The organism is Myxosarcina sp. GI1(2024), assembly GCF_053543375.1.
This window is the reverse complement of record NZ_JBKGTY010000001.1, coordinates 1389535-1416107: the sequence shown is the minus strand read 5'-3', so window position 1 is coordinate 1416107 and position 26573 is coordinate 1389535. Positions and strand designations below refer to the sequence as shown.

General features: G+C 43.0%; 17 protein-coding genes and 1 tRNA gene. 9 read left to right on the top strand and 9 right to left on the bottom strand.

Annotation, left to right across the window (positions count from 1 at the left end; translation table 11 throughout):
• Positions 1-404 precede the first annotated feature (404 nt).
• Positions 405-2654: a glycoside hydrolase gene (locus ACLFKQ_RS06800; RefSeq protein WP_448999077.1), complete on the bottom strand. Its 2250-nt coding sequence runs from the start codon at positions 2652-2654 to the stop codon at positions 405-407.
• Between the two features lie 272 nt (positions 2655-2926).
• Between ACLFKQ_RS06800 and ACLFKQ_RS06795 the strand changes: the two genes are divergently transcribed.
• Together ACLFKQ_RS06795 and ACLFKQ_RS06790 are read left to right on the top strand one after the other, a co-directional pair.
• Entirely contained in the window at positions 2927-4123 is a 1197-nt protein-coding gene (locus ACLFKQ_RS06795) for an RNA-guided endonuclease InsQ/TnpB family protein (RefSeq protein WP_448999076.1), read from the top strand.
• A gap of 90 nt (positions 4124-4213) precedes the next feature.
• Entirely contained in the window at positions 4214-5092 is an 879-nt protein-coding gene (locus ACLFKQ_RS06790) for a shikimate dehydrogenase (protein ID WP_448999075.1), read from the top strand.
• A 28-nt stretch (positions 5093-5120) separates the two neighbouring features.
• Here the strand turns inward: ACLFKQ_RS06790 and ACLFKQ_RS06785 are convergent, their stop codons facing one another.
• From ACLFKQ_RS06785 to ACLFKQ_RS06775, 3 genes are all read right to left on the bottom strand, one after another.
• Positions 5121-6251, bottom strand: coding sequence for a geranylgeranyl reductase family protein (locus tag ACLFKQ_RS06785; protein ID WP_448999074.1), 1131 nt, complete (start codon positions 6249-6251; stop codon positions 5121-5123).
• A gap of 198 nt (positions 6252-6449) precedes the next feature.
• Positions 6450-8867 carry a sucrose synthase gene (locus ACLFKQ_RS06780; RefSeq protein WP_448999073.1) on the bottom strand — a complete coding sequence of 806 codons (2418 nt, stop codon included), beginning with the start codon at positions 8865-8867 and terminating at the stop codon, positions 6450-6452.
• A gap of 261 nt (positions 8868-9128) precedes the next feature.
• A complete protein-coding gene (locus tag ACLFKQ_RS06775; RefSeq protein WP_448999072.1) occupies positions 9129-10544 on the bottom strand; it encodes an amidase in 1416 nt (471 codons plus the stop codon).
• 192 nt (positions 10545-10736) lie between these two features.
• Here ACLFKQ_RS06775 and ACLFKQ_RS06770 point away from each other — a divergent pair, with 192 nt between their 5' ends.
• The gene (locus tag ACLFKQ_RS06770; RefSeq protein WP_448999071.1) at positions 10737-11594 is read left to right on the top strand and encodes a prohibitin family protein; all 858 of its coding nucleotides are present in this window, start codon (positions 10737-10739) and stop codon (positions 11592-11594) included.
• A gap of 165 nt (positions 11595-11759) precedes the next feature.
• Here the strand turns inward: ACLFKQ_RS06770 and ACLFKQ_RS06765 are convergent, their stop codons facing one another.
• A complete protein-coding gene (locus ACLFKQ_RS06765) occupies positions 11760-12029 on the bottom strand; it encodes a hypothetical protein (protein WP_448999070.1) in 270 nt (89 codons plus the stop codon).
• A 510-nt stretch (positions 12030-12539) separates the two neighbouring features.
• Between ACLFKQ_RS06765 and ACLFKQ_RS06760 the strand changes: the two genes are divergently transcribed.
• Entirely contained in the window at positions 12540-13307 is a 768-nt protein-coding gene (locus tag ACLFKQ_RS06760; protein ID WP_448999069.1) for an SDR family oxidoreductase, read from the top strand.
• Positions 13308-13339: 32 nt separating this feature from the next.
• Here the strand turns inward: ACLFKQ_RS06760 and ttcA are convergent, their stop codons facing one another.
• From ttcA to ACLFKQ_RS06740, 4 genes are all read right to left on the bottom strand, one after another.
• Entirely contained in the window at positions 13340-14146 is an 807-nt protein-coding gene (gene ttcA / locus ACLFKQ_RS06755; RefSeq protein ID WP_448999068.1) for a tRNA 2-thiocytidine(32) synthetase TtcA, read from the bottom strand.
• 146 nt (positions 14147-14292) lie between these two features.
• On the bottom strand, positions 14293-15477 hold the full coding sequence (locus ACLFKQ_RS06750; RefSeq protein ID WP_448999067.1) for an NAD(P)H-quinone oxidoreductase subunit H: 1185 nt from the start codon (positions 15475-15477) through the stop codon (positions 14293-14295).
• A 186-nt stretch (positions 15478-15663) separates the two neighbouring features.
• Positions 15664-16038, bottom strand: a complete 375-nt coding sequence (locus tag ACLFKQ_RS06745) for a response regulator (RefSeq protein WP_448999066.1) — start codon at positions 16036-16038, stop codon at positions 15664-15666.
• 83 nt (positions 16039-16121) lie between these two features.
• The gene (locus ACLFKQ_RS06740) at positions 16122-20105 is read right to left on the bottom strand and encodes a PAS domain S-box protein (RefSeq protein ID WP_448999065.1); all 3984 of its coding nucleotides are present in this window, start codon (positions 20103-20105) and stop codon (positions 16122-16124) included.
• A 502-nt stretch (positions 20106-20607) separates the two neighbouring features.
• Here ACLFKQ_RS06740 and ACLFKQ_RS06735 point away from each other — a divergent pair.
• The 5 genes from ACLFKQ_RS06735 to ACLFKQ_RS06715 all read left to right on the top strand — a co-directional run bounded on the left by ACLFKQ_RS06735 (position 20608) and on the right by ACLFKQ_RS06715 (position 25962).
• Entirely contained in the window at positions 20608-20787 is a 180-nt protein-coding gene (locus ACLFKQ_RS06735; RefSeq protein WP_448999064.1) for a DUF2949 domain-containing protein, read from the top strand.
• A 10-nt stretch (positions 20788-20797) separates the two neighbouring features.
• On the top strand, positions 20798-21196 hold the full coding sequence (locus tag ACLFKQ_RS06730) for a hypothetical protein (protein WP_448999063.1): 399 nt from the start codon (positions 20798-20800) through the stop codon (positions 21194-21196).
• Between the two features lie 214 nt (positions 21197-21410).
• Positions 21411-24479, top strand: a complete 3069-nt coding sequence (locus ACLFKQ_RS06725) for a glycerol-3-phosphate acyltransferase (protein ID WP_448999062.1) — start codon at positions 21411-21413, stop codon at positions 24477-24479.
• Between the two features lie 230 nt (positions 24480-24709).
• A complete protein-coding gene (locus ACLFKQ_RS06720; protein WP_448999061.1) occupies positions 24710-25753 on the top strand; it encodes a hemolysin family protein in 1044 nt (347 codons plus the stop codon).
• A 136-nt stretch (positions 25754-25889) separates the two neighbouring features.
• Positions 25890-25962 (top strand) — tRNA-Arg (locus tag ACLFKQ_RS06715).
• Positions 25963-26573 lie beyond the last annotated feature (611 nt).

The window sequence follows — 26573 nt, the reverse complement described above, 5'->3', positions numbered from 1 at the left end:
ATTCCCTTTTTTGCGCTTTAGTTCTCAGTAAATCATCAAACTTTTGACACCATCTCATCTATCGAAACAGGGAGGCATGGCTGCGGGAGTAGTTTCTTTCATAAAGTAAGTGCGATCGGGCTTTAGAATAATGTTAAAGTTAATCAGCAAAGGTATTCTATCTTATTTTGTCTGTTTAAATTGTTTAATTACCGTTAATACATTCATTGGCGATTGAGGTATAAACCTCGTTCGGGAGTAGTTGTTTTTACAAACTAGTTTGCTCTTTCTAAATACCTATTTCTTACCGGATCTGTTCGATGAAAGAATGAAACTAGCCCTCTAAATTACCCAATTTTAGGAAGTTAGGAGGCTTAAATTAACTAAATATCTAATTTTTTGTCTCTCGCTCGGCTCAAACAGAATTAGGGAGCTTGCAAGCTAACTAGTTTGTTTTCTGGTACGTAACTGCGATACTCACCGCGATCGGCAAAAATAGCAATAACGTCCAAACAATAATCCGGTTCGATGTGTAAATCTGCCCAGGGAACGGCTATTTCTAAGCATTTATCAAAAACCGCCTCGGCACGACAAGCACGGGTGTGCCAGCGAAAGTGTTCCTCAGCTTCTTCTAGCCAGACAGATTCGGTAACGAGATTGATGCCGAGATGATGGTGAAAATAGTAATTCAACGGGGCTTCGTCGGGCAATTTAGATAGAGTTGCGGGACTGTTGTGGGTAATTACATTGGGGTAGTACCAAAACAAATGTAATTCTCCTGGTAAATCTTCTCCTGGTTTGACTCCTGCTTTAAAATCGAAGCGAAAATAAAAATTACGATGATCCAAACCGTAAAACAACCGCTGTACGGTGCTACTGCGGTGCATGGTGCCTCTAGCTCCACCGATTTCAATTCTACCTGCCTTGTCCCAATCTTGCTCTTCGCCAATACCGTTGATAATCGGATGAATGTAGCTGAGGGGAGTGCGATCGCCTCTTGCTTCATGAGTGTCTACCGCTTGATAGATATTTTGAGGAACTGGTTCGTTTAATGCCCGATAAATCGCACAGATATGTTCGCGGAACAGGCGATCGAACATGGCATCTTGATTGGAAGAATGTCCTTCACCAAACCACCAAAACCAGTCAGAACCCTCGGCAGCATATAGAGCTTCCCAGACTTCGGGGTTATTTTCCTCAGTCGCTTCAGGATGTTGGGCTAATACTTCTCTAGCGGCAGTTAACAAGTCCCAAGCGCGGTTTTTAACCGGATCGCCGATCCAAGTGGTGAAGTTACCGTCAACCCAAGAACCACTGTGTAATTGCGCTGCGGGAATAGTTGCAGTAGGGGGAAACTGTTCGATAAACTCGTTGACCGTTACTAGTTTGATATCTTCATCCTTACTCAAACGTTCGTAGAGAGCCTCTAAAAAAGGAATGCCATCGCGCTGATAGTATTCCCAACAGTTTTCGCCATCGAGAGCAATAGTCACCAGCCAAGGCTGTTCTAAGGCATCTTCGGGATTATCTTGACGGGATTTGAGACAACGAGCGATTGCATCTAAATGTCCGATTAAGTCAGCTGCCGCTTGACGGGGGTTCATACCGCCATAGGTAAAGCCAACTAAATCCGAAAGACGATGGTCGCGGAAAACGATCGCTAAATCTCCGTGTTCGGTTTCCAGACGGTAGGGACGGTAGAGTAGTTCTGGTTCGTAAACATTGCCCACTTCATCGCGATGGAAAAAATGCTTGATACTCCAGCCGAGTACTGCCTCGTCCGAACAAATCCATTTAAAGCCCTGTTTGCTTATGTAGGGTAAAATTGTCGGACTGACCGACTGTTCTGAAGGCCATAGTCCCCTCGGTTCGCGATTGAATCTTTCTAAGTACATATCCCAGGCCTTACTGAGATGACGGGGAATATCTTCTTCCCACTGAAAACGCAGTTGAGGCAAAGCCATTTTAGGTACTGCTACTCTTCCCGAGTTGGTATCGGCAAGCAGGGGCAAAATTGGATGGGTGTAGGGAGTGGTGGTAACTTCTAGCCGTCCGGCATCCTGCATCTGTTTGTGTTGGGGTACGATGCGGCGGATAATTTCTTTTTGCTTGGAATAAATTCGTTGGCGATCGCTCAAAGTAAAATTTTTGCCCCGTTCTAACCAAGCGGCAATGTCGGGATCGTCCCAAAACAAGGGATCGATCCAAGCTAGATTGTGCCAGGCGAGTAAGTCACTGTAATCTCCCTCTTGCCAGTTTTCCAAACACCAAAGCCTACCTTTGTCCTGTCGCTGATGATAGAGTTGGCTATAGCGAGGATGGGGGTCTATCAAAGTATGATAATAGCCATCAAAAAAATGCTCGATGATATACTGTTTTTGCGCGATAGTTAACTGCGACTCTGGAGTTAGTGCCAAAGCTAAATAAGGATCGATCGCTTCCCCTGCGGCATAGTCTTCTAACTGCAAAATTAGAGAAGGAACCAGATTTACCGTCTGATGAAGCTTGGGATAGCGCTCCAGCATTAAGACCAAATCGAGATAATCTTTGGTGCCGTGCAATCGTACCCATGGCAAACGATATTGTCCCCAAGAGTCAGAACCTACTCCTTCACGGGATTTATAGAGAGGTTGATGTTGATGCCAAATGAAAGCGACGTAAAGAGGATGGGACATTAATCAAAATATGAGCTGTAAATCGTCAGTTAGTAATGGCGATCGTTGTTATGATTGAAAAAATGAAACCGATCGGTCATTGCCTCAGTCTCATTGCTTAAAAAATATTACCAAGATTTTAGTTTTATAGAAACACGAAAACCCACGCTTTGAAAGCGTGGGATGAAAAATCAAGCTGTAAGTAACAGCGATTTACAGCAAAGTGCAGTTCGTGGTAAAATAATGCCACGGGCGGCATAAACGCCTGAAATGAATTCAGGCGACGCGCCCTCATGCAACAGCTTCGAGGATTTAAATATCGATTTTACCCCAACTCGGCTCAACGATTAGAGCTAGCGCAGACGTTTGGCTGTGCGAGATTTGTTTACAACTGGGCTTTAACTCTCAGAACCAATAGCTACTATGAACAACAAAAGTCGCTGTCATATACCGATACATCTAATGCACTAACTAAGCTGAAGAAAGACCCAGAGAAAAGCTGGCTAAAACAAGTTTCCTCCGTACCGTTACAGCAAGGATTGAGAAATTTAAACAAAGCATTTGAGTCATTTTTCAAAGGTCGAACTAAGTACCCAAGATTTAAGAAAAAGAGCGGTAAGCAATCGGCTACCTATGCTACTAACGCTTTTACTTGGAAGGACGTAAAACTAACTCTAGCCAAGATGAAGCAACCACTAAAGATTAAATGGAGTAGAAGTTTTCAAGGTGAACCAAAGACGGTGACAGTCAGCAAAGAACGGCACGGTAGATATTCTGTCTCGTTTTTAGTAGATGAAGAACTACAACAGTTAGAGCCAGCCACAGAGCGGACATCTCAAGCGTCTGGGGAAACCCCAGACGACGTGTCCTTAAGCATTGGGATTGACTTAGGTGTCAAGGACGTGATGGTCACATCAAAAGGTTTGGCTTCGGGTAATCCCAAATATTTCTCTAAGTACCAAGCGAGACTTAAAACGTTACAAAGAAGGCTAGCCAAAAAACAAAAGGGTTCTAACAATAGATACAAAGCAAGGGCTAGAGTGGCCAAGCTACACGCCAAGATAGCCGACTGTCGGAGAGATTTTTTGCATAAGCTGACGACTCGATTAGTTGCTGAAAACCAAAGCCTGTATGTTGAAACGTTAGCCGTAAAAAACATGATGGCTAATCACAAGTTAGCCAAAGCAATAGCCGACTGTGGTTGGGGCGAAGCCTTGAGACAGTTGGCGTATAAGTGCAAATGGCACCAACGAACGTTAACGGCAATTGACAGGTGGTTTCCGTCGAGTAAACGGTGTAGCTCATGTGGCTATATCTTAGACAAATTACCGCTATCAGTTCGTAAGTGGACTTGCCCTAATGATAGCTGCCGTACTACTCACTTGAGGGATGTTAATGCAGCTAAGAATATTTTGGCGGTCGGGCAGGGCAGACCGTATTTACAGCTTGTGGAGATACCTCTGGTGGAGAGACAGATTTGTTGTCTCTAGCTATGTGTCAGTGAAGCAAGAATCCCCCAGCGAAGCGTTGCTTGATTCTGGGCGAGTGTCAATACTGTATTTTCACGGCTTATAAGTTACATGAGTTTAAAACAGTCGATCGCGGGAACCACCAAACTGCTAGGGGTAATTGGGGATCCGGTCAAACATTCCCTGTCCCCAGCGATGCATAATGCGGCGCTCGCTAGTTTAGGCATGGATTACGTTTATTTACCCCTACCAGTCAAACCAACAGATCTCAAGACTGCACTGGCAGGATTTGCCGCGATCGACCTCGTCGGGTTCAATATCACTATTCCCCACAAAAGAGCGGTGATGCCCTTGCTTTCAGAAATTTCCCCTGTCGCCCAGCAAGTAGGGGCAGTTAATACCGTCTGGCGCACTGAAGCAGGGTGGAGTGGTACTAATACCGACGTTATTGGCTTTATTGCTCCTTTAAAAGCTATGTCGCGCCATTGGAGTAAAGTTCGGCCTGTAGTCTTAGGTAATGGCGGTGCGGCGAGAGCGGTAGTAGCAGGATTGGTAGAACTTGGTTGTTCGGAAATTCATATCGTCGGACGTAATCGCCAAAAACTGACCGAATTTTATCAAAGTTGGGCAGATATACCAGAGATTAGTTCGATTTTAAAAATTCACTACGCTGAAGATTTAAATATGTTAATTTCTGCCGCCGATCTGCTAGTCAACACTACCCCAGTAGGTATGTCCCCAAATGTCAATCGTTCCCCTGTAGATGCAGCAATAATGAACCAACTTCAACTAGGAGCGATCGCCTACGACCTAATTTATACCCCCAGTCCCACCAAGTTTTTAAAGCTAGCAATGGCAAAAGGCGCGACGGCGATCGATGGTTTAGAAATGCTGGTAAGGCAGGGAGCAGCAGCTTTAGAAATTTGGCTACAGCAACCCGTACCAGTAGATGTGATGCGTCAAACACTTAGAGCAGCGATTTATCGATAGGGGCAAACTACAGTTGGCACTCTATTATTTACCCCAAACCAGGAATAAATCTCAGTTTTTTAGTCGCCATAGCAGCTACTTCAGAATAGGTTAATTCACCACAAAGAATTCTACCCATTAATTGCCCCGCACTAGAGCGTTTCAATCCTAATTTGTATGCCAGCTTGGGGGCTTTATAGAAGATATTGGCTAAAAATTGGGCTTTAGCGAGATCTGACCCCCATTCTTGCTTAATAGTTTCGCTGTAGTGTGCTAAAGCCTCAGCATCGCCAGCTAGGGCTTTATCAATCACCTCGGCAGCGGCAACTCCTGTAGACATCGCGGGGCGAATTCCTTCACCAATTAAAGGATCGACAATGCCTGCGGCTTCACCAATAATTAAAGCCCGATCGCCATGTAAAGGACGATTTTCCTGCCAGAGATTGAGTTGGTGCTCTCGATATTCGCCTTGAGTGTGGTCTAAATCGAATTTGGCAGCATAGTTAAATAGCTGCTGTTTGAGTTCTTCCGGTTTGCCCTGGCGATCGCGCACGAATGCCGCGCTCAAAGAATAGCCATCGGCTTTGGGAAAACACCACATAAAACCGTTTTTAAGAGAGCCAAAATCAAAAAAAGCCATATTGGCGCGGCGATCGCTTACCTCCCCTGGGATTTCCAAACTAGCGGCAAGAATTTTTTGGGCTGGAGAATAACCCAACCACTCAGCAACTTGACTATTGGCACCGTCGGCAGCAATTAAATATTTAGCAGCAAAGTTTCCATTATCGGTATTTACTTGCCAACTATCTGCCTGCAACTTGATTCCAGTTACTACTAAATTGTCTTTAAACTCAACTCCTCGTTCTACTGCCCGTTCGATTAAAAAGTTATCGAACTTATCGCGCCGCACCATCCACATTGGCGTGATGCCTCTTAAGCGGATCTCTTTGGGATCTTCCATTTTCCAGGTATATTTCACTTGAGACACAGTGCACTCGATAACCGGGGTAAAGTCGAAATCGAATAGCTTGGCGATCGCGGGAGAAACTCCACCACCACAGGATTTATGACGCGGAAAAACAGCTTTGTCAATTACTAAAACCGAATGACCTTTTTTGCCCAAATGGTAAGCTGCGCTCGTTCCTGCGGGTCCGGCACCAACGATAATACAGTCATACATATTACAATAATACCTCTTCAAAAAAAACTGCTTTTATTCTGCCCTATTGTCCGATCGCTAGATCGAGCAACAGTTTAACTCGTTTTATTTGCCGAAAGAAAAAAGAATTGAGGAGTTTAGTTTTCCCTTAAGCTTGGCAGGAAAAGAAACTGTCTATCTCTTACTCTTCTATTTCCTAGTCTCTACTTTCTTCTTTTTTTATCGCCGTTGATGCTCTTCTAATAAAGCCTTAGCTCTGGGCTTATAGATTAGATAGAATAACGACTCGATATAACGCAACAAATCTTCGCGCTGTTCTTGGGAAGTAAAGTTCCAAAAACCATAGATCCGAGCCAATGAGAGTAAACGGCTGGTATGGATTTTCCAGGTATAGGTACTATAAACTCTGTCTATTGCTTTCTCTGAAATCTGATGCCAATAGTTAGGATCGCGCTCGCATTGGGCGATAAAATCGAGTAGTTTCTGAGCGGTTTCTTTTAGGTTAGTGGGGTTGATATAGAATCCGTTAACCGTGTCTTGAATAATTTCTAAAGGTCCGCCAAATTGGGTACCGAAGGTAGGTAAACCCGAAATCATTGCTTCGAGAATGGTTAAGCCAAAAGCTTCAAACAATGCAGGCTGGACGAAAATTCCCTGGCGGTCGGCAATGATGCGATAGATTTCACCAGAATCTACTTTGGGCAAGCGAATACCCAACCAGCGAATTTTGCCATGAAGTTCGTACTGGTCGATCAGCCGATACATCTTTTCTACTTCTTCTCGTTCCTCATTATCCGTTGCACCTTCGACGCTAATCTTACCAGCAACCAAAATCAAATTACAGCGTTCTTGAAGTTCTGGCGATCGCCCAAAACATTCGGTCAGACCCGTAAGATTTTTGATGCGATCGAGTCGCGCCATGGAAAATAGAGGACGTTTGTTGGGATGTTCTAATCGTCCAAAAATAAATTCTGGATCTTCAGCCGTAAACAGTAATTCTTCCAACTTTTCGATTTTGTAATCGATGCGGTCTTCGTGGCGAATATAGGGGAAATATACGCTTTCGTTGACTCCGGGAGGAACCACATTAAACTTGGGGGAAAATAGTTCGATCCCATTGACCACATGATAGAGGTCGGGCATGGTCAAATTTTCATAAGATTCGTATTGACCGACGCTATCGGGTCTACCGACAATCTCTTGATAGGTACTGCTGATAATACAGTTAGCCGCATTCATGGCGATAATATCTGCCGTAAACTGGAGCGAAAAATGATAGGCGCTTTCTAAATCCTGCCAGTAAAGGTTACTAAATAGATATTTGGATTTTTCTAATGCATGGGCGACATTAAACTGGGTAATTTTTAAGCGTCTCGACAACAAAAATGCTACCAAATTACCATCGGAATAGTTGCCTACAATTAAATCTGGTCTGCCTTGAAACTCGGCGAAAAGTTCTTTTTCGGCATCGATCGCATAGGTTTCTAGATAGGGCCAGATTTCAAAGCGCGAAATCCAATTTTGAGTTACCTGGGGATTGAATTCGCGGAAGGTAACCCTTAAAATCCAGGCATTATCAGTACCGTGTACTTTTTCTAGTCTTTCGTTACAGCGAGTACCGTCATTATTGGGAATCAACCGGGTGAGAATAATCACCTTGGGAGTAACTTTAAAGTTGTCCAAACCAGCCAGGGTAATATCTTCCTGTAGCTGCTTTTCCAAACTTCTAGCTTGGTCTAAAACGTATACTACCTGTCCTCCCGTATCGGGACGACCCAACACCCCTTCTTGAGCAAACCAGCCGTGAACCGATACTAAAACGATGCGGAAAATCATCGGAATGCGGGAGAGAAAAGCTTCTAAAACTCGATCGTCGGGAGAGTCGATCAGTTCGTCTAGAATTTCGAGGGTTTCTTTAACTCGTCCTGCAGTGTTTCCCCAACCTGGTTCGAAACCCAAATTTTGCAGGTCGAAGTGAAACTCTTCATAGGGTTTATCTTTGGGTAGGTCGCCGACGAAGCTTAAAGCCTGTTTGACAGAGTCGGAAAGTTGATGTCGGTTAGCGATTCTACCATTAATTAGCAGAGTAATGCCATTGTAGCTATGAAGATTGAGAAAATTATAGAGAGCTTCTAACCACTGATTGGGTGCCTGAAACAGTTTACTAGATAAGTAACGATTGAGAAACTGTAGACCTTTGCCAATGTTTTTCGGATCGCGAATGATCGGCGAGTAGTCATAGAAAGGCTGAAAGTCAATTTCAAACACATCTCCCTCTTCGGGATGATAGCGGTTGACGAAGCGATCGCGTATGTCTAATAACTGGGAGGTAGAGATCGCTTCTACAGTAAGATCGTCAAACAAGCGATAGGCTTCCTGTCGCGCAATTTTGGGTCTGATAATCAGGCAGATGCTTTCTTCCTCTAAAATAATTTCTTGGGTGTAGTAAATTAATTTACCCAGACGAGAAGTAGCCTCAAATTTTAGGTCGTCTTTTTGCTGACAAAATTGGTGAAAAGTATTGAGAATATCGTTACGCAATAAATACCTCTGGTCAGAAGCTTCTATTTCGCTAATAAATTCGCGCAGATCGCTTTTTTCTGTCGAATTTAGTATTGCCTCAATCAGATCGGACATATAATTGTGGACTCTCCAGATAGCTATTAGTTAGTTGTCGGAGGCAACCGCCTCTCTCAAGCAAAAGTTTTCAGACAAGAGACGAGATCTAACCTTACCAGTTCCCGTTGCCTAATCCCTAGGTCTAAGACCTCGACGTTTCGATAGACGCAGCAGAGCATAAAGTTAGAGTCGGTCAGTGCCTATTCTAGAAGCTCGATGCTAATTTCCTTTTGCCTATGAATTTTAAGTCGAATCGAATCATTGCCTCTAATTTTACGGCTAATTTTTAAATTCTGCCGGATAAACTAGGCTCCAGAGTTCAGACGCTTCTAGCTGAGATGCTAGGGAGAGAATCGTACCTTCAGCAGCGGGTTTTCCTACTAACTGTACGCCTAATGGTACGCCGTTACGATCGAAACCAGTAGGAAGATTGATTGCCGGTTGTCCCGTAGCGTTGAAGGGCGGACAGGGTAAAACCCAGCTAGCAACCTTATCAAAAGTTACTTCCGGACTGAGACTCACCCACTCACCAATTTTAATCGCCGAGTGCATGTAGGTAGGAAGGATCAAAACGTCGTAGCGATCGCAAAAACTGACGAGCTTACGAGCGATTGCTTGCATCTGAGCCACTGCCTGTAAGTATTCTGCTGCGGTGCCAGACTGCTTCATAATCCAGCGGTTGACCGGACTCAGCATTTCTAAGGGAATACCTGTCGCCGCTACTCCTGCCGCCCAAATTCTTTTAAAAGGTGCGATTAACTCGTCAAAATCCAAAGATATGGGTTCGAGATTGTGACCTATTTTAGTAGCTAAATTCACTGTTGCCATGACACTTTGCTGACACTCGTCCGTAGCTTCCCCAAAGGGCAAAATCTCCGTAGCATAACCGATTTTTAACTGGGGCAGTTGTTGCTTAGCTGCATCTAAAAAGGTAATCTCAGGAGTGGGCAACCAATAGGGATCTCCTATTACATAACCAGAGATAATATCCAATAGGGCTGCGGCATCGGCTACGGTGCGAACCAGCATTCCGCTACTGGCAATTCCGTTTTGGCGATCGCCGCTGGGTGCATAGGAAACTCTGCCCCGACTGGGTTTGAGTCCGACTAAATGACAGCAAAAGGCAGGTCCCCTAATCGAGCCTCCCGCATCTCCTCCCTGAGCTATGGCACATAAACCAGCCGCTACTGCTGCTGCCGCACCACCGCTAGAGCCCCCTGGAGTATAGGCTAAATTCCAAGGGTTGCGAGTCGGGGCAAATCCTTCTGGTTCGGTGTAGGGCAGCGAGCCAACCTGGGAGGTAGCAGTTTTACCCAAAATAATCGTCCCTGCCTGTTTGAGCTTAAAGGCAATATTATCGTCATAATTAGCCAGATTATTTTCGATTGCCCTTACTCCATAAGAAATTGGCATTCCCACTACCGAAGTTAGGTCTTTGATCGCTGTCGGTACGCCAAAAAAAGGGGGCAAATCGTCATTATTGCTACTCCTTGCCAATAATTCGGTTTTTTGCCGAGCATCGGCAATCGCTGATTCTACTGCTACGTAGTAAAAACAGTTTAGCTGGGAGTTATATCGGTCGATTCTATCTAGATACAGCTCGGTTAATTCCAAAGGCGAAATGGCGCGATCGCGAATTAAGCGGGCTTGTTCCAAAGCGGGAAGAAAGGCTAAATCCTCATTACTAAATGACATTACGCTCTACCGGGTTTGAGTCAACTCTTATTTTTGTACCACTTCAGTAAAAAAGTTTCAGGTTAATCACACCTGCTTTAAATTCCTGAAATACGATAAACTTTCAAGGTCACATACTCCGTTATTTTATGATGGAGAGCGAGATCGTACGCAAACTGCACATTAAGAAAAACTTTGTTAGCTATATTTAAAATGAAAAATCAGTCTTCTAATAGTTGGCAGCCATTAGCAGGAGGTATTATCGCCGCCTTAGTTATCCTCGTGGCGTTTAATTCTTTCGTAATTATCAATCCTGGTGAAGCAGGGGTTCTCAGCATCTTAGGTAAAGCTCAAGATGGAGCATTGCTCGAAGGACTTCATTTTAGACCACCCCTAGTTTCTAACGTGGATGTTTACGATGTAACCGTCCAAAAATTTGAAGTCCCTGCCGAAAGCTCTACTAAAGATTTACAAGACCTGAAAGCTCGCTTTGCAATTAATTTCCGTCTCGATCCGATTCAAATTGTGGAAATTAGAAGAAAACAAGGGACTTTACAAAATATCGTCTCCAAAATTATTGCCCCCCAAACTCAAGAATCATTTAAGATTGCCGCAGCCAGAAGAACGGTAGAAGAAGCAATTACCAAACGTAGCGAACTCAAAGAGGATTTCGATATTGCCCTCGGTACGCGCTTGGATAAGTACGGCATTGCCGTTCTCGACACCAGCGTAGTCGATTTGAGTTTCTCTCCTGAATTTGCCAGAGCCGTAGAAGAAAAACAAATTGCCGAACAAAAAGCTAGAAGAGCGGTATATATTGCCAGAGAAGCCGAACAACAGGCGCAAGCAGATATTAACCGTGCTAAAGGGCGAGCCGAAGCCCAAAGACTACTTGCCGAAACCCTCAAAGCTCAGGGTGGGGAACTGGTGCTGCAAAAAGAGGCGATCGAAGCTTGGCGACAGGGAGGTTCCCAAATGCCCAAAGTTCTAGTGATGGGTGGCGAATCTAACGGCAGGGTTCCTTTTTTGTTTAACCTAGGGGAAATTAGTAGTTCGGACACTACGCAGTAGGAAGGTAAGAGGTAAGAGGTTAAAGGTAAAAGAGACAATAGTCTCTCCCTACCCTCGCACCCTTACCCCCTTTCTTCCTTGAATAGGACGCGCTTGGCAGGCTACGCGCAAGATAACGTATTTTTGCAAAAACTCTTAATTTCAAGTTTGGTGTCGAGGTTTATTTCAGATTATAGAGAGAATGAATCCGACAATCATCAATCCTACCGCGCTCGCGCTCAGTACTACTGGCGGTGTTCCTGGAGTTCTAGTTTTCACTAATAAAGTGGCAGATAAAGTTCCCAAAGACATACAAAGACTAACGGCAGGAATCGCATAGAGCGACCAGGTATCGCCAGCCCTCCAAGGAATAATTAGCAAAAGAAATATAGCCAATCCCGTAGCGAGAAATCCTTCACCTGTAGCTCTCATCAAAGCGACAATCAATACCTGCATATTTTCTTCCAATTCAGATCATGATGAGCCGTTAGCCTTGCTGTGATAGGGCATAAACTGCTTTTTAATCAGGTAGATCGAGCCAAATAATGTAAACCCAAGTGCTACCCCACTGTAGCTGATAAATGAGATTAAGGATGTGGTTGGCATTCTTAGCATGAGTTTATCTCCAACTAATCTCGATCGCGGTCACAGATGATTAATATTTTAAAACCGATAATTAATCTAGATAAGCGTCTATAAATCTCCATATTCAACAATAGTCCTGGCAATAACGTCAGGACTTATTTTATTTATGATTAATAGGGTCTGATAAACCAGACCGAATTTGAAATTAAGAGAATATTCTGCTTACTCTTTCCCAACTCTACTTCTATCGCGATCTCTTTTTTAGCTATACATTGCATAATCTCAGACTAGTTCTTCTCCTATGGATATTCTTGTAGATCGAAACTCGACATCTGTTAGATAATCGAGAAAACAGCTTTGATTCGAGATTTGAGAAAAAGGATGAGACGAGTATTGGTTACGGGAGCGACGGGAAGAACTGGTTCGCTAGTCTTACAAAAACTACGAGACGAACCAGATAAATTTGAGGCAATTGGTTTGGCGCGATCGCCAAACAAAGTTGAAGAACTATTCGGCTCGACAGAAGGTTTTGTTATTGGAGATATCAAAGATAAATCTAGCTTAAACTCGGCAATGGAAGGCTGCGATGCTCTGGTCATTCTTACCAGCGCCGTTCCTAAAATGATTGCACCACCCTCAGAAGGACAAAGACCAGAATTTGAATTCGAACCAGGTGGACTTCCCGAAGAGGTAGACTGGCTGGGACAAAAAAATCAGATCGATGCAGCCAAACAAGCAGGAGTCAAACACATCGTTCTAGTCGGTTCGATGGGCGGTACTAATCCCAATCATCCTCTCAACCGCATTGGTAATGGTAATATTTTAATTTGGAAGCGCAAAGCCGAACAGTATTTAATCGATTCGGGTATCGACTACACCATTATTCGCGCTGGTGGTTTGTTAGATAAACAGGGCGGAGTCAGACAACTACTAGTAGGCAAAGATGACGCGGTGTTAAATAATCCACCCGACGGGATTCCTACTTCAATTCCCAGAGCCGATGTAGCCTCTGTAGTAGTTAAAGCTCTAACCGAACCCAACGCTCGCAATAAAGCCTTCGATCTCATCTCCAAACCAGAAGAAGCGGACGATGCCGTAGTGACAACTGATTTTGCTGGCTTATTCGAACAAACTACGGCGGGAATTTAGATGATTCGAGCGTTAAAAAATACAACTTGCCGTTAATGGGAAGAAATCAAACTGGCAAAATCGAAAAGTTGAGTATCTGCTAACTGGGAAGGAGCGACATTCTGTAGACTGCGAAAAATGCGATCGCTCCTACCAGGAGATTCACGTTCCCACGCCTGTAGCATCTGTTTGATTTGAAGCCGCTGTAAATTTTCTTGGGAACCACAAAGATTACAAGGAATTATGGGAAATTTTCTAGCATTAGCGTAGCGAATAATTTCTTTTTCCGAACAATAAGCTAACGGACGAATTACAATATTTTTACCGTCATCACTAAGTAACTTGGGCGGCATGGCTTTTAGCTGTCCGCCATGAAACATATTTAAAAATAATGTCTCGATAATATCATCGCGATGATGACCCAAAGCGATTTTAGTTGCACCTTCTGCTGCGGCTACCCGATAGAGAACTCCGCGGCGCAAACGGGAACATAAGCCACACATGGTTTTGCCTTCAGGGATCAGGCGTTTGACAACACTGTAGGTATCTTGTTCGACAATGTGATAGGGTACGCCCAAAGAGGTGAGATATTCGGGTAGGATGTGAGTGGGAAACCCTGGCTGCTTTTGATCTAAATTAACTGCTAATAGTTCAAAGTGTACTGGAGCCTTGCGTTGCAGACTGAGCAACAGATCGAGCATGGTGTAAGAATCTTTACCCCCAGACAGACAGACCATGACGCGATCGCCATCTTCGAGCATTTGGTAATCGGCGATCGCTTTACCTACTAAACCCCGCAACCGCGCTTGTAGTTTTTTAAAGTTTTTTGAGGTACGAATTTTTGTCTGTAGCTGTTGCATACTTCGATGATTAGGATACTCAGCATGATTGTTTCGGTGAAGCAGAATGGTTAAAGGATAGAGGACAAAAATATTTCCTTTTCTCCTTTACCTTTTATACCTTTAACCAATCTTACCTAAGAAAATAGAGAGCCTATTGTTTGGCTCTAGCGGTCTACCGAACCCATGATGATGTCGATGCTACCCAAAATTGGCATAATATCGGCTAGTTTAACGCCTTTTAATAGATGAGGTAAAATCTGCAAATTATTAAAATCGGCAGAGCGAATTTTCCACCGCCAGGGGAAAACATTATTGTTACCGACAATAAAGATACCTAATTCGCCTTTGCCACTTTCGCAGCGAACATAGTGTTCTCCTTCGGGAATCTTAAAAGTAGGTGCAACTCTCTTGGCAATGTACTGATAGTCAAAATCATTCCATTTAGATTTTTTGCCTTCCGCCATTTGTCTGGCTTCTAGGTTTTCAAAAGGACCGCCAGGAATTCCTTTAAGTGCTTGGCGAATAATTTTAACTGATTCGCGCATCTCTCTAACTCTGACCAAATAGCGAGCGAAGCAGTCGCCGGCGGTTTCCCAATGAACTTCCCAGTCAAAGTCGTCATAACATTCATAGTGGTCTACCTTACGCAAGTCCCACTTGACCCCAGAAGCCCTTAACATTGGACCTGAAAGTCCCCAGTTAATCGCTTCGTCGCGATTAATCGTACCTACGCCTTCTACTCGTCGGCGAAAGATAGGATTATTGGTAATTAACTTTTCGTATTCATCTACTTTGGGATCGAAGTAGTCGCAAAAATCTTCACATTTATCGATCCAGCCGTAGGGCAAGTCTACCGCAACCCCACCGATACGGAAGTAGTTATTATTAATTAGTCGCTGTCCCGAGGCGGCTTCCCAAAGGTCGTAGATCATTTCCCGTTCGCGGAAGATGTAGAAAAAGGGTGTTTGCGCGCCTACATCTGCCATGAATGGTCCCAACCACAGTAAATGGTTGGCAATGCGATTTAGCTCCAGCATAATCACTCTGATATACTGAGCGCGTTTGGGGACTTCGATTCCCGCTAGTTTTTCTGGTGCGTTAACGGTAATTGCCTCGTTAAACATACCTTCTGCATAGTCCCAACGACTGACGTAGGGAACGAACATGATATTGGTGCGATTTTCAGCAATTTTTTCCATGCCTCGGTGCAGATAGCCAATTACGGGTTCGCAATCGACAACATCTTCACCATCTAGAGTAACAATTAACCGCAAAACCCCGTGCATAGAAGGGTGATGGGGTCCCATGTTGATTACCATGGGTTCGGTTCTAGTTTGTATTTGTGCCATAAATTAAGCGATCTTGTCTCAATTAAAATGCTGTGCTTAATATATCTTATCGAGTTTCTCGCGCTACAATTGCAGGATTTGTACTGATGGAGATCGAGCTTCGCAGCTGCTGAGCGATCGCTGGTAAGCTTTACACCCATAGTTTAAAGGCTTGGTTGATTTGGGGGTTATTTTGTTTGTAGTCATCTACCACTTCAAAAATCCGGCAATTTGACTGGCTAGAGTCAGAGAGTCGAAGGGTTTATTAATTACTCCTTTGGCTCCTGCAGCATAAAAACGCCTTCTGTCGGCAGCTTGGGATTTTGCCGTGAGGAAAATTGTCGGAATATGTTGGGTTTTGGGGTTAATTTGCAGCTTTTTTAGAGTTTGTAAACCATCGAGTTCGGGCATCATCACATCTAACAAAATGGCATCTGGCTGTTCGGTTTCGGCGATGGCGACACCTTCTTTACCAGATGAGGCAGTTATCAATTCCCAACCACTTTCTAGTTCGATGCACAAACTAGCTAGGGTTTGAATATCTTCTTCGTCATCAATCAACAAAATACGTTTGGCGTTCATGATTGGTGAAAGCTTAGTTTCAGGTATTGAAAAAGCTATCGATCGCAACTACTTTACTCAACTATAGACTTTATACTAAGTCTTTATTGTTGCGGCAGCGTAAAGAAAAATGTACTGCCTCGACCGAAAACGCTCTCTACCCAAATTTTTCCTCCATGTTGCTCGACGATATGACGGCAAATAGCCAAACCCAAACCAGTACCGTCTTTGTTACGGGAGTCGGAAGCATCTACTTGCTGGAAGCGTTCGAAAATAGTGTCTAGCTTGTCGGAGGGGATTCCCCTGCCTCGATCTCTGACGGCAAATAAAACTTCATCATTTCGTTGCTGACAGCTTACCCAGACTTTACTATTGGCAGCAGAAAACTTAATCGCATTGCTAAGCAGATTGCTGAGAGTTTGGACAATGCGATCGCGATCTACTTCTAGTTCGATCGCCCTAGCATCTGTTTCGATAGTTATCTGATGCTGTTGAGCCATAGTTGCGAGCGTATCTACTGCCTGCTGAATTAGCTCGAAACTATTACACCACTGTTTTTCCAAGGTTTCTCGTCCTAATTGCAATTTTTCCAGGTCGAGCACGTCATTAACCAGGCGAATCAACCGGTCTGTATTTTTTAAAGCAATTTGAGCCATTTCCTCTCCTCCGGAAGTGAGCTTACCCAAGCGTTCGGCACAAAGTAGTTTTAAAACTCCGTAAATTGAAGTGAGAGGGGTACGCATTTCATGACTGGTAACCGAAACGAACTCGCTTTTCATCTGCTCGATGGTCTTGCGTTCGGTAATATCTTCAATCATGGCAAAGAAACCCTCGACTTTACGACCGCAACTGCAATCGGTAATATAAGTTGCATTTACCCAGCGATGATTTCCCCACTCGTCAGTTAGTTCCATTTCAAAACTAACCGACTTTCCCGATAAAGCTTGTTTAATATAAGGTAAAGCTTGCTGATAGTATTTGTTACCTATTACTTCGCTCATGTGTAGTCCGAGCATTTCTTGGCGAGACTTATTAAACCAGGTTTCATAGGTTCTATTGTTATAACGATAACGCTGCTGACAATCTACGTATGAAATCAGCACCGGTAAAGAATCAGTAATTAATTGCAGTTGCTCCTTGCTGCGATGAAGAGATATTTCTGCTCGTTTGCGCTCGGTAATATCGACGATCGTCCCCCACACCTTGAGCATTTTGCCTTGAGAATTGACAGTAGGCTCTCCTCTACTTTCTAAGTATTTAATCGAGCCATCAGTACTGAGCAAACGATAGTTAAATTGCCACGATTTACCCTCTCTGTATGCTTGCCAGAAAGCTTTTTTAACCAAAAAACGATCGTTGGGATGAATCAAGTTAAAGATTTGCTCCCAATCTGGTATTGCTTGAGTTGGGGCAAAACCTAAAATTCGAAATAGTTCTTGCGACCAAGTTAACTCCTCGTTAGCCAGATCGTATTGCCAACTACCGATTTTGGCAATGTTTTCAGCTTTGGCGAGTAAGGTTTCAGAAGCCAGCAGTTTGGCTGCTGCTTGCTGGCGTTCGGTAATATCTTTAAGTATGACGGTGAACAACAATCCATCTCGCGTCTGCAGTTTAGAAATCGAGGCTTCGGCGGAAAACTCTTCGCCATTTTTGCGCCTACCGCGAACGTTATTATCGCGCTCTGACATGATTCGAGTTGTTTTAACTGAATTCCCGAATTCTCGAACATGCTGGCGATGTATCTGACGGAAGGCTTCTGGCATTAAAATATCTAGAGATTTGCCCACGACTTCATCTGCCCTATAACCAAAAACTTTCTCTGCACCCTGGTTGAATAGTTGAATATATTGTCGTTCGTCAATCGAAATAATAGCTTCGTCAGCATTATCCAAGATCCCCGCTAGTTTTTGTTGGTTTTCTCTTAAAGCAATTTCGGTTTGTTGACGTTCGGCAATTTCTGCTTGTAGCAATTGATTGGTTGTTATCAACTCGTTAGTGCGTTCTTCTACTAACTCTTCTAAATTGTTGAGTAACTGAGCCTGAGAAAGTGCTACCCCAATTTGGTCGGCTAACTGCTGTAATAGTTCGATCTCGCTACTCTGCCACTGACGACCGCTGTGACACTGGTGGGCAACTAACAAACCCTGTAAATGATTTGGGCTCAAAATGGGAACCACCAACTTGGCTTTAATTTCAAACTGTTGCCAGAGTTGTTCGATCTCAGGAGCGAGCGCTGCAGTGCTGACATCACTGATAGCTAGAGTTTTGCCCTGATGATATCTAGCAGAATATTTGCCGACAAGCAGCGGATCGGCTAACTCGTAACCCAACATAGAAGGTAGCTCGGGCAGAACTGACTCACTAATAGTTACTGCCGTATGATGAGAACTTAGTTTGACGATTAAGACGCGATCGCAAGCTAGTAACTGGCGTACTTCAGTGACGGTAGTCTGCAAGATTTTATCTAGTTCGATGGACATCCGAATCTTGCGAGTTATCTCTGCAAGTAGTTGAGTCTGACGATATTGGTGTTCTAACCGATTTTGAATCTGACGTTGTTCGGTAATTTCTATTCCCGTGGCAATAATAAATTCAATCGTTCCCTGAGAATCGAATAAAGCAGTATCCGACCAGGAAATTAAATGGGTACTACCGTCTTTTGCCAACCAGTAAGCTTCATAACGGTCGCGCAGTTGTCCTGCTAGCAACCGCTGAAAAACTGCTTGAAAAATTTGTTGCTCGCTGGGCAACACTAGTAATTCCCAGACTCGTCTGCCTTTTACTTCTGAAAAGGTATACCCAGTGACACGTTCGCAGGTACGATTGAATCTAATAATTCTTCCCTGACGGTCGATTACTGCTACCAAGGAACCCACGGTATCTAAGACAGCCGTACTAAAGTCTCGTTCTTGTTGGAGTAATAATTCTGCCTGTTGGCGATCGCTAATATCTTGGGCGGCGGCGTAGATAATTTTTTCTTCTCGATACAGCTTAGCCGTCCACAACAGCCAACAATAGGAACCTTCTTTAGTAAGATAGCGGTTTTCAAAAGCAGTTATCGTTTGATCCTGTTTGATTTTTTCAAATTCAGCTAAGGTTGCGGCGCGATCTTCAGGATGAACGAAGTTAATGAATGGTTCGGCTAATAATTCTCGCTCGGTAAAACCAAGAGTCTGGTTAAAGATCGGGTTGAGACGTTTGAAATAGCCATCTAGTCCTGCAAGGCAAAATAAAGTAGGAGTAACGGCAAAAAAGCCTTCTAATTCGCTTTCTGCTCGTTTACATTCGGTAATATCCTGGGTAAAACAGCGAGTATGAACGAATTGGCCATTTTTCCACAGTAGGTTGGAGCTAATGAGAATGTAACGAATTGAGCCGTCTTTACATCGAAGCCTGGCTTCGTAATTATATAAAGTTTCTTTATCGATTAGCCTGCGTAAAATGTCGGCAATTACCTCGGCATCGACATGAAATTCGGCAATATGATGACCGATATATTCCTCGCGACTGTATCCCAATAAATTTAATTCAGCTTGATTTGCCCATAAAATCCTGCCATCTTCTCCTACCCAGTGTAATCCTACTACTCCATTTTCCAGTAAATCTCTCACATCTTCTGTATTTTCGAGAATTTCTGGCGGTTTTTCTGGCCGATCTAGCGAAGTAGAGCAGTCTAAATCTGTCGGACTGACTGTTGATAATAGTCGCTCTAAAGTAATTACCCCGAGTACTTCTTGGCGATCGCCGATTACGGGGAGGTAGCGGAGATCGTGTTGCTCGAACAAAGACCAGACAGTGAAAATATCCTGGCATTGGGAGCTTGCTAGGGTGATGACCTGCCCGGTCATCACTTCACCGATGGTAGTAGCAGCAAAATTAATTTCCCTGGCTACCAAGCCAACTAAATCTGACTCAGTAAAAATGCCTGCTAGCTCTTCTCCTTCGATGACTAAAGCATAGCTCTGTCGAGCCACATTCATCGCTCCAACTACCTCTGACAAGAGACTTTGAGACTTAAAAATTAGAGGATTAGATTCCCAAACTTCTGCCAGGGTAGGTAGATTGGGCGATCGCCGCAGCTGCTGCATGATAACTAGAGTTAAACACCAAATATAATAATTTTTCAGCCAATTCTACGAATTTTAAAACCGCTCGATATCTTTTAAATTAAAACAACCAAGTATCAAACTTTTCTAATTTTTTCATTAGCGATAGCGATTTTTACCTAATATTATTTAATTTTAATTTAACCCGAATCTTCTTGGTTGCCAGAAAGTCATCTGAGTAGTTAGAGCGAGACGATCCACATTGCTCTGTTTCTGAAAACCAACCCGCTTTTTTTGAAATATTTTGTTAAGAAGCACGGCACAATTCTGTCTTAAATTTAGCGATGGAAGCTTAGAAATATTCGAGGTTTGCTCTTGCCGATGTGTCTCTTGACTCGCTCTAACTTCGTAAATTTCCTAGGAACTAAACTAATACTTTTGGCTGTCAATTTAGCTCGTTCCTCACAAATTCCTCAAATTGTTTTCTTAAGTTTTAAAAATATAAATTTTGAAGTCGTTCGAACGAGGATTCCAAATATTAAAAATGTTAAAAAAAATTACCAATTTTTTACAGTCGGAGTTGGGGATTTCTACAGCAGCCATATCTTTGGCGCAAAAAAGTCCAATAGTAGAGCCCAATTTACTACCGATAATTCTCTGGCAGTATGGCTTTATTAGTACAGAAGAACTAGATCGTGTATTTGATTGGCTAGAAACAGTGTAATTAGAAAATTATGAATGTTTGTACAGAATACCTATACTCCTTTGCCAACGCCAGTCTAACTATTAGAGTAATTGAATATCTAAGGCAAGTAAAGTTACCGATAGATTCGGTAGCGGTAATTAATCTGGTAGATCGTTGGCTAGTTAAGGTAAAGATGAAATATCCTCTTGCGGTTCGCTCGAGTAAAGATCTTCGAGCCGTATTCGGCGAACTAGGAACTATCCATCAACCATCACCACGCTTGGCGATGGCTTTACAAAAATTGGACGCAGGAGAGTCGCCAACCTCAGTAATGAATCGCTATCAAGTTGTCATAGTGGCTCATGGCGAGCCGGATAAAAAAGAAATTGAAATTTTTTGCGCACAAATAGTTGAGAGATTGGGCTATTGTCCGCAACATCTAGCTTGATGCCAAAAATTGAGTGTCAGTTTCGTCTGGGTCAAGGCTACTCGATGCAGGGTAAGATATCACAAGAAGCAAACTAAATTTTTGAGGAATCGAGGTATTAGGTGGCAGTTGATTGTCTTCTAAAGTGCTAAGTTACAATAGAATCGAAAATATGTACTAAAGAAAATTTCTTTAGAATCGTTGAAGACTCTATTATAAGTATGGATTCAGACAAATGAACCTCACACCAATTTGGGGTTCTCTAGTCATCTTTATAGTCTGTCCCCTTCTGGGTGGATTACCCCTCATCGACTGGATAACCTATGCGATTACTGGTCGTCAGTTGACTAAATTAGGCACGGGCAATGTCTCCGTATCCGCAGCCTTCTATCATGGCGGCAAACTAGTAGGAATTTTGGCAGTAATCTCCGAAGCGGCTAAAGGAATTATTGCAGTATTGTTAGCGCGGGCTTTTTTTCCCAGTGGTTCGGTTTGGGAAATAATCGCCATAATTGCTCTGGTTGCGGGAAGATATTGGCTCGGCAAAAGTGCGGGAACGACTAATGCAGCGTGGGGAATAGTAATTCACGATCCTCTAGCAGCTGGATTAATATTTTTAATCACTCTAGTTAGCTTTACAATTTTTCGCGATCGCCAAGTGGGAAAATTTGGTGCTTTAATCTTGTTGGCAATTGTCATTGGTTTGCAACATCCCCAAGAACCGGAATTTGCGATCGCCGCTGCCGCTTTAGGGGGTCTATTAGCCTGGATTTACACTCAAATACCAGATGACCTCAACTTATCCACCAGTGGAGGACAAACACATACTCAATCGGTGTTTCGTTTTTTTCGGGGCAACAAAAATATAGTTACTTTAGATAGTAAATTAGATGCCAATAAAGTAGGGAACAAAGCCGCTAATCTCTCTCGATTAAAACGATTGGGTTATCCCGTACCTGAAGGCTGGGTTTTAGCTGCCGGTGAAGATTGGCAACCTTTAATCGAGCATATAGCTCCTTCTGAAGCCGAACCTTTAATCGTACGCTCTTCTGCCATCGGAGAAGACACTGAAACTGCTTCAGCAGCAGGACAATATCTCAGTGTAGCCAATGTTACGAGTTCTCAAGCTTTAGAACGAGCAATTTTAGAGTGTCAGGCTTCATATTTTCAAAGCAACGCGGTGGAATACCGTCAAAGATTACTGCAACGGGAGCCGAGTTCGCCAGCTGCCGCAATTAATTCGGCAGCGACAAACCCAGAAACTAAAGCCGTACTGGGATTCGAAACAAGATCCCTAGACGACTTCTCCAGAGACAACACCTTACCGTCTGCGAGCGAACCTGAAAACCGCTCTGAGAGAGTTGAATCCCTAGTCATCTTAATCCAAAAGCAAGTTAAAGGAGAGTTTAGCGGTGTAGCTTTCAGTCGCGATCCCGTAGATCGGCTCAATGATGGAGTAGCGATCGAAGCTTTACCAGGAGAAGCGAATAAAGTCGTATCGGGAAAATTTACTCCTCAAAGATACTGCGTTACTATCCCCAGTAGTTCTTCTCAGGCAGAAATTACCATTACAGAAGCTAGCACTAATAATTCTGAAGCTATTATTCCCCAACACTTACTCGAGTCGATAGCTGTACTCGCTAGAGAAATGGAAGACCTGTTTGAAGGTATTCCCCAAGATCTAGAATGGACTTATGATGGTGAAAAGCTCTGGCTGTTGCAAGTTCGTCCCATCACTAATCTTCAACCTATTTGGACTCGTCGCATTGCGGCAGAAGTCATTCCGGGGAAAATTCGTCCTCTAACTTGGTCGATCAATCAACCTCTAACTTGTGGTGTATGGGGACAATTGTTCACTTTGGTTTTAGCCAAGAAAGCGCGAGATTTAGATTTTAATCAGACTGCAACTTTGCATTTTGCCAGCGCCTATTTCAATGCCACCCTGTTAGGTAAGATCTTTCGCCGCATGGGTTTACCCCCAGAAAGTTTAGAGTTTTTGACTAGAGGGGCAAAATTTAGTAAACCACCACTAATGTCTACGATTAGAAATCTTCCTGGTTTGTGGCGGCTCTGGCGACGAGAGTTAAACTTAGTTAGCGATTTCGAGCGCGATCGCCAAAAGCTCTTCGAACCTATATTACGGGAACTAGAAGCACAAGAGATTCGAGAATTATCTCCCGCAGAAATACTTTCTAGAATCGAGACAATTTTAGAATTACTTAATAAAGCGACTTACTATAGCATTCTGGCACCATTGAGTTTGGCATTAAGACAGGCAATTCTTCAAGTACCAGAAACCAACCTAGACAACAGTCAAACTCCAGAAATTGCCGCAGTGCGAGAGCTTGCCGACTTGTCTGCCGATATTCGCAAATTATTGGCTTCAGAAAAAATTACCATGGACTCTTCCGCTTCCTTGTTCGCTCATATTGCCGAAAATTCAGAGGGAGAAAATATTCTGGAAAGATTCAATCGTTGGTTAGATAATTACGGTTATTTAAGCGAAGCAGCTACCGATATTTCCGTACCTCGTTGGCGAGATAAGCCAAGTATACCCAGAGAAATGTTGTCACAGTTTTTCTTCGACCGAGAAAAAAGAAAACAAGCCAAATCCATACCCGAGAAAACTACTTCTTCTAGAAAAACTAAAATAGTTCAAACTCGATTGAGACTTAAGGGTAAAGTCAGCGAAGTATATAATCGACTGCTGGCATATTTACGTTGGAGTTTTTTAGCTTTAGGAACCTACTGGCAAAACTCAGAAGTTATCGAGACTTCTGAAGACATTTTTTTTCTGAGTTTTGAAGAAATTAAGCAGATTGCAACAGAAAAAGACCGAGAATTCAAACCTCAGCTACACCAACAAATCGCGCGACGAAAAGCACGATGGCAACAGGAACGAGAATTAACTTCCGTTCCCTATCTAGTCTATGGTCAGCCTAATTCGCTATCTCAGTTCGCTCCATCTACTCTAGATGTTCGAGAGCAACTCGAGGGTATTGGAACGAGTTCGGGTCAAATAGAAGGAACTGTTAGAGTCATATCTAATTTATGGTCGGCATCAAACATCGATCGCCAGACTATTATTGTCGTTCCCCACACCGATGCTGGCTGGTCTCCTTTATTGGCTCGTGCCGGAGGGTTGATTTCCGAAGTGGGAGGTCGTCTATCCCATGGCGCGATCGTTGCTAGAGAATACCATATTCCTGCAGTGATGGACATTCCTAATGCGACTCAAATATTAAAAGATGGTCAACGAGTGAGGATAGATGGTCAAACTGGCATAGTAGAAATTTTAAGTTGAGCGACGTTTACCTGCAAGCCCCAAGTTTTACAGTAGGAGATGAGTAAGCGATGTTTAATTTGCCTTCTGCATGCAAGCTGCAAAAAATTTTAAGATTACGCCCCCGAACTTGAAAATTCCCTTCTTTTGAATCTTCGAAGGACTAACACGTAAAACTTTAAAAAATTTATTGAATATGTATGACGATGACAGCAAAAAATAATCTTATTAGCTCACTCTAAAAAAATTGTATGCTCGCCTTAATCATTGCAGTGGTTGTGGTTGTTATCGGTTCGGCAATTTGTTCCGGTTCCGAAACTGCTATCTTGTCAGTATCTCTCATTAGAGCCAAACAACTGGCTCAATCTAAAAAACCAGCAACTCTAGCACTGCTTAAGATTCGTAGTAAAATCAACCGTCCTATCGCTACAGTTGTAATCCTTAATAATATTTTCAATATCGTCGGCAGTATTGTGGTTGGTAGTCTAGCGACGAGAGTATTAGGCGATGCTCTATTGGGTGTATTTTCAGGAGCTTTAACGTTTTTAGTAATTGTATTTGGCGAAATCGTTCCCAAGACATTGAGCCAAAGGTATGCTGAATCTATTTCTGTAGCGATCGCCATACCGATAAGATTATTAACGGTTCTGTTTACGCCGTTAGTCTGGTTAGTAGAAAGAGTAACCGCACCTTTTACTCAAACCAACAAAATTCCCACGACTAACGAGGCAGAAATTAAGTTTTTAGCTAATATCGGTTATCAAGAAGGGGTAATCGAAGACGATGAAGCAGAAATGATTCAGCGCGTGTTTCAATTAAACGATTTAACCGCTGCAGATGTGATGTCTCCTAGAATTATCGTTACCTATCTTAAAGGAGATTGGACTCTAGCCGAATGTCAACAAGAGATTATTCAATCGCAACACACTAGGATTCTCGTAATTGAAGATTCTATCGATCGCACTATTGGATTAGTCCTAAAAGATCGATTATTAACCGCCATAGTTACGGGGGATAGCGAGCGTAAAATTGCCGATTTAGCTCGCCCAATTCACTTCGTTCCCGAAACCATTAGAGCCGATAAACTACTCAAGGTGTTTCAACAAACCAGAGAACATCTAGCAGTGGTTTTGGATGAATACGGTGGTGTTGCTGGAGTAGTAACTCTAGAGGATGTCTTGGAAGTATTGACTGGTGAAATTGTTGATGAAACCGACCGCAATGTCGATCTGCAAGAAATCGCCCGTAAAAAGCGCAAACGCTTGCTACAGTCTAGAGGTATTATCAACGAATAATTGTCAAAATTTCTCTCTCAGTGGATAAACCCCAAAAATTCGGCTTTTAGGTATAATAAGTATTGCGTTTCCGAGGTCTCTCAAAGCTATAGGTAGAAAATAATTACCTCTACTTTAGTAAGATCGACAGCTTCATGGGTGCATAGCTCAATGGATAGAGCACCGCCCTTCTAAGGCGTAGGTTGAAGGTTCGAGTCCTTCTGCACCCGTAAATTTAATTTATATGTAACTCTTAACGAAAACATAATGGTTTTAGCTTACGAAATAATCAGGCTTTAAGCCTCTGTCGAACTCACATTTTGTTAGGCTTTCAACTGTAGTTTTTTACCAGGTCAGCGAGACTTTGCTCAAAAAGGTGAGCTTGGTCTAACTTGAGCGACACCTAGGTTCTATAGCTCAATTTCACCGCAAACAATTCGAAAAAATAATTTGAATAGTTATTTAACTATTTTAAAATTACCTATTCGTTATTTTTACAATTTATTGTTAATTTCATTCCTGAAGGAAATTCGCCATTAATTAAAAGATATTGGTCTTTGATAAATTAGCTCGATTGTTAACAATCGATTTGATTAAAAATCGTGATTTTAGGAGTGAGAAAGTTGAACGACAACAGTTTTAAACAGCGGCTAAAATTATTAAGCGTAGCTGCTGTTTTCGCTTTTTCTCTATTTGGAGTCAATTCTGTAAAAGCTGCTACAGTAGAAAAAAGAAACTTATCTTCCAAACAAAAACAAGCTAAAGTTAAACTTAAATATCCCCAACCTAACACCGAACGGGTAAACTTATTATTAACAAAAAACTTATTAGATCGAAATTC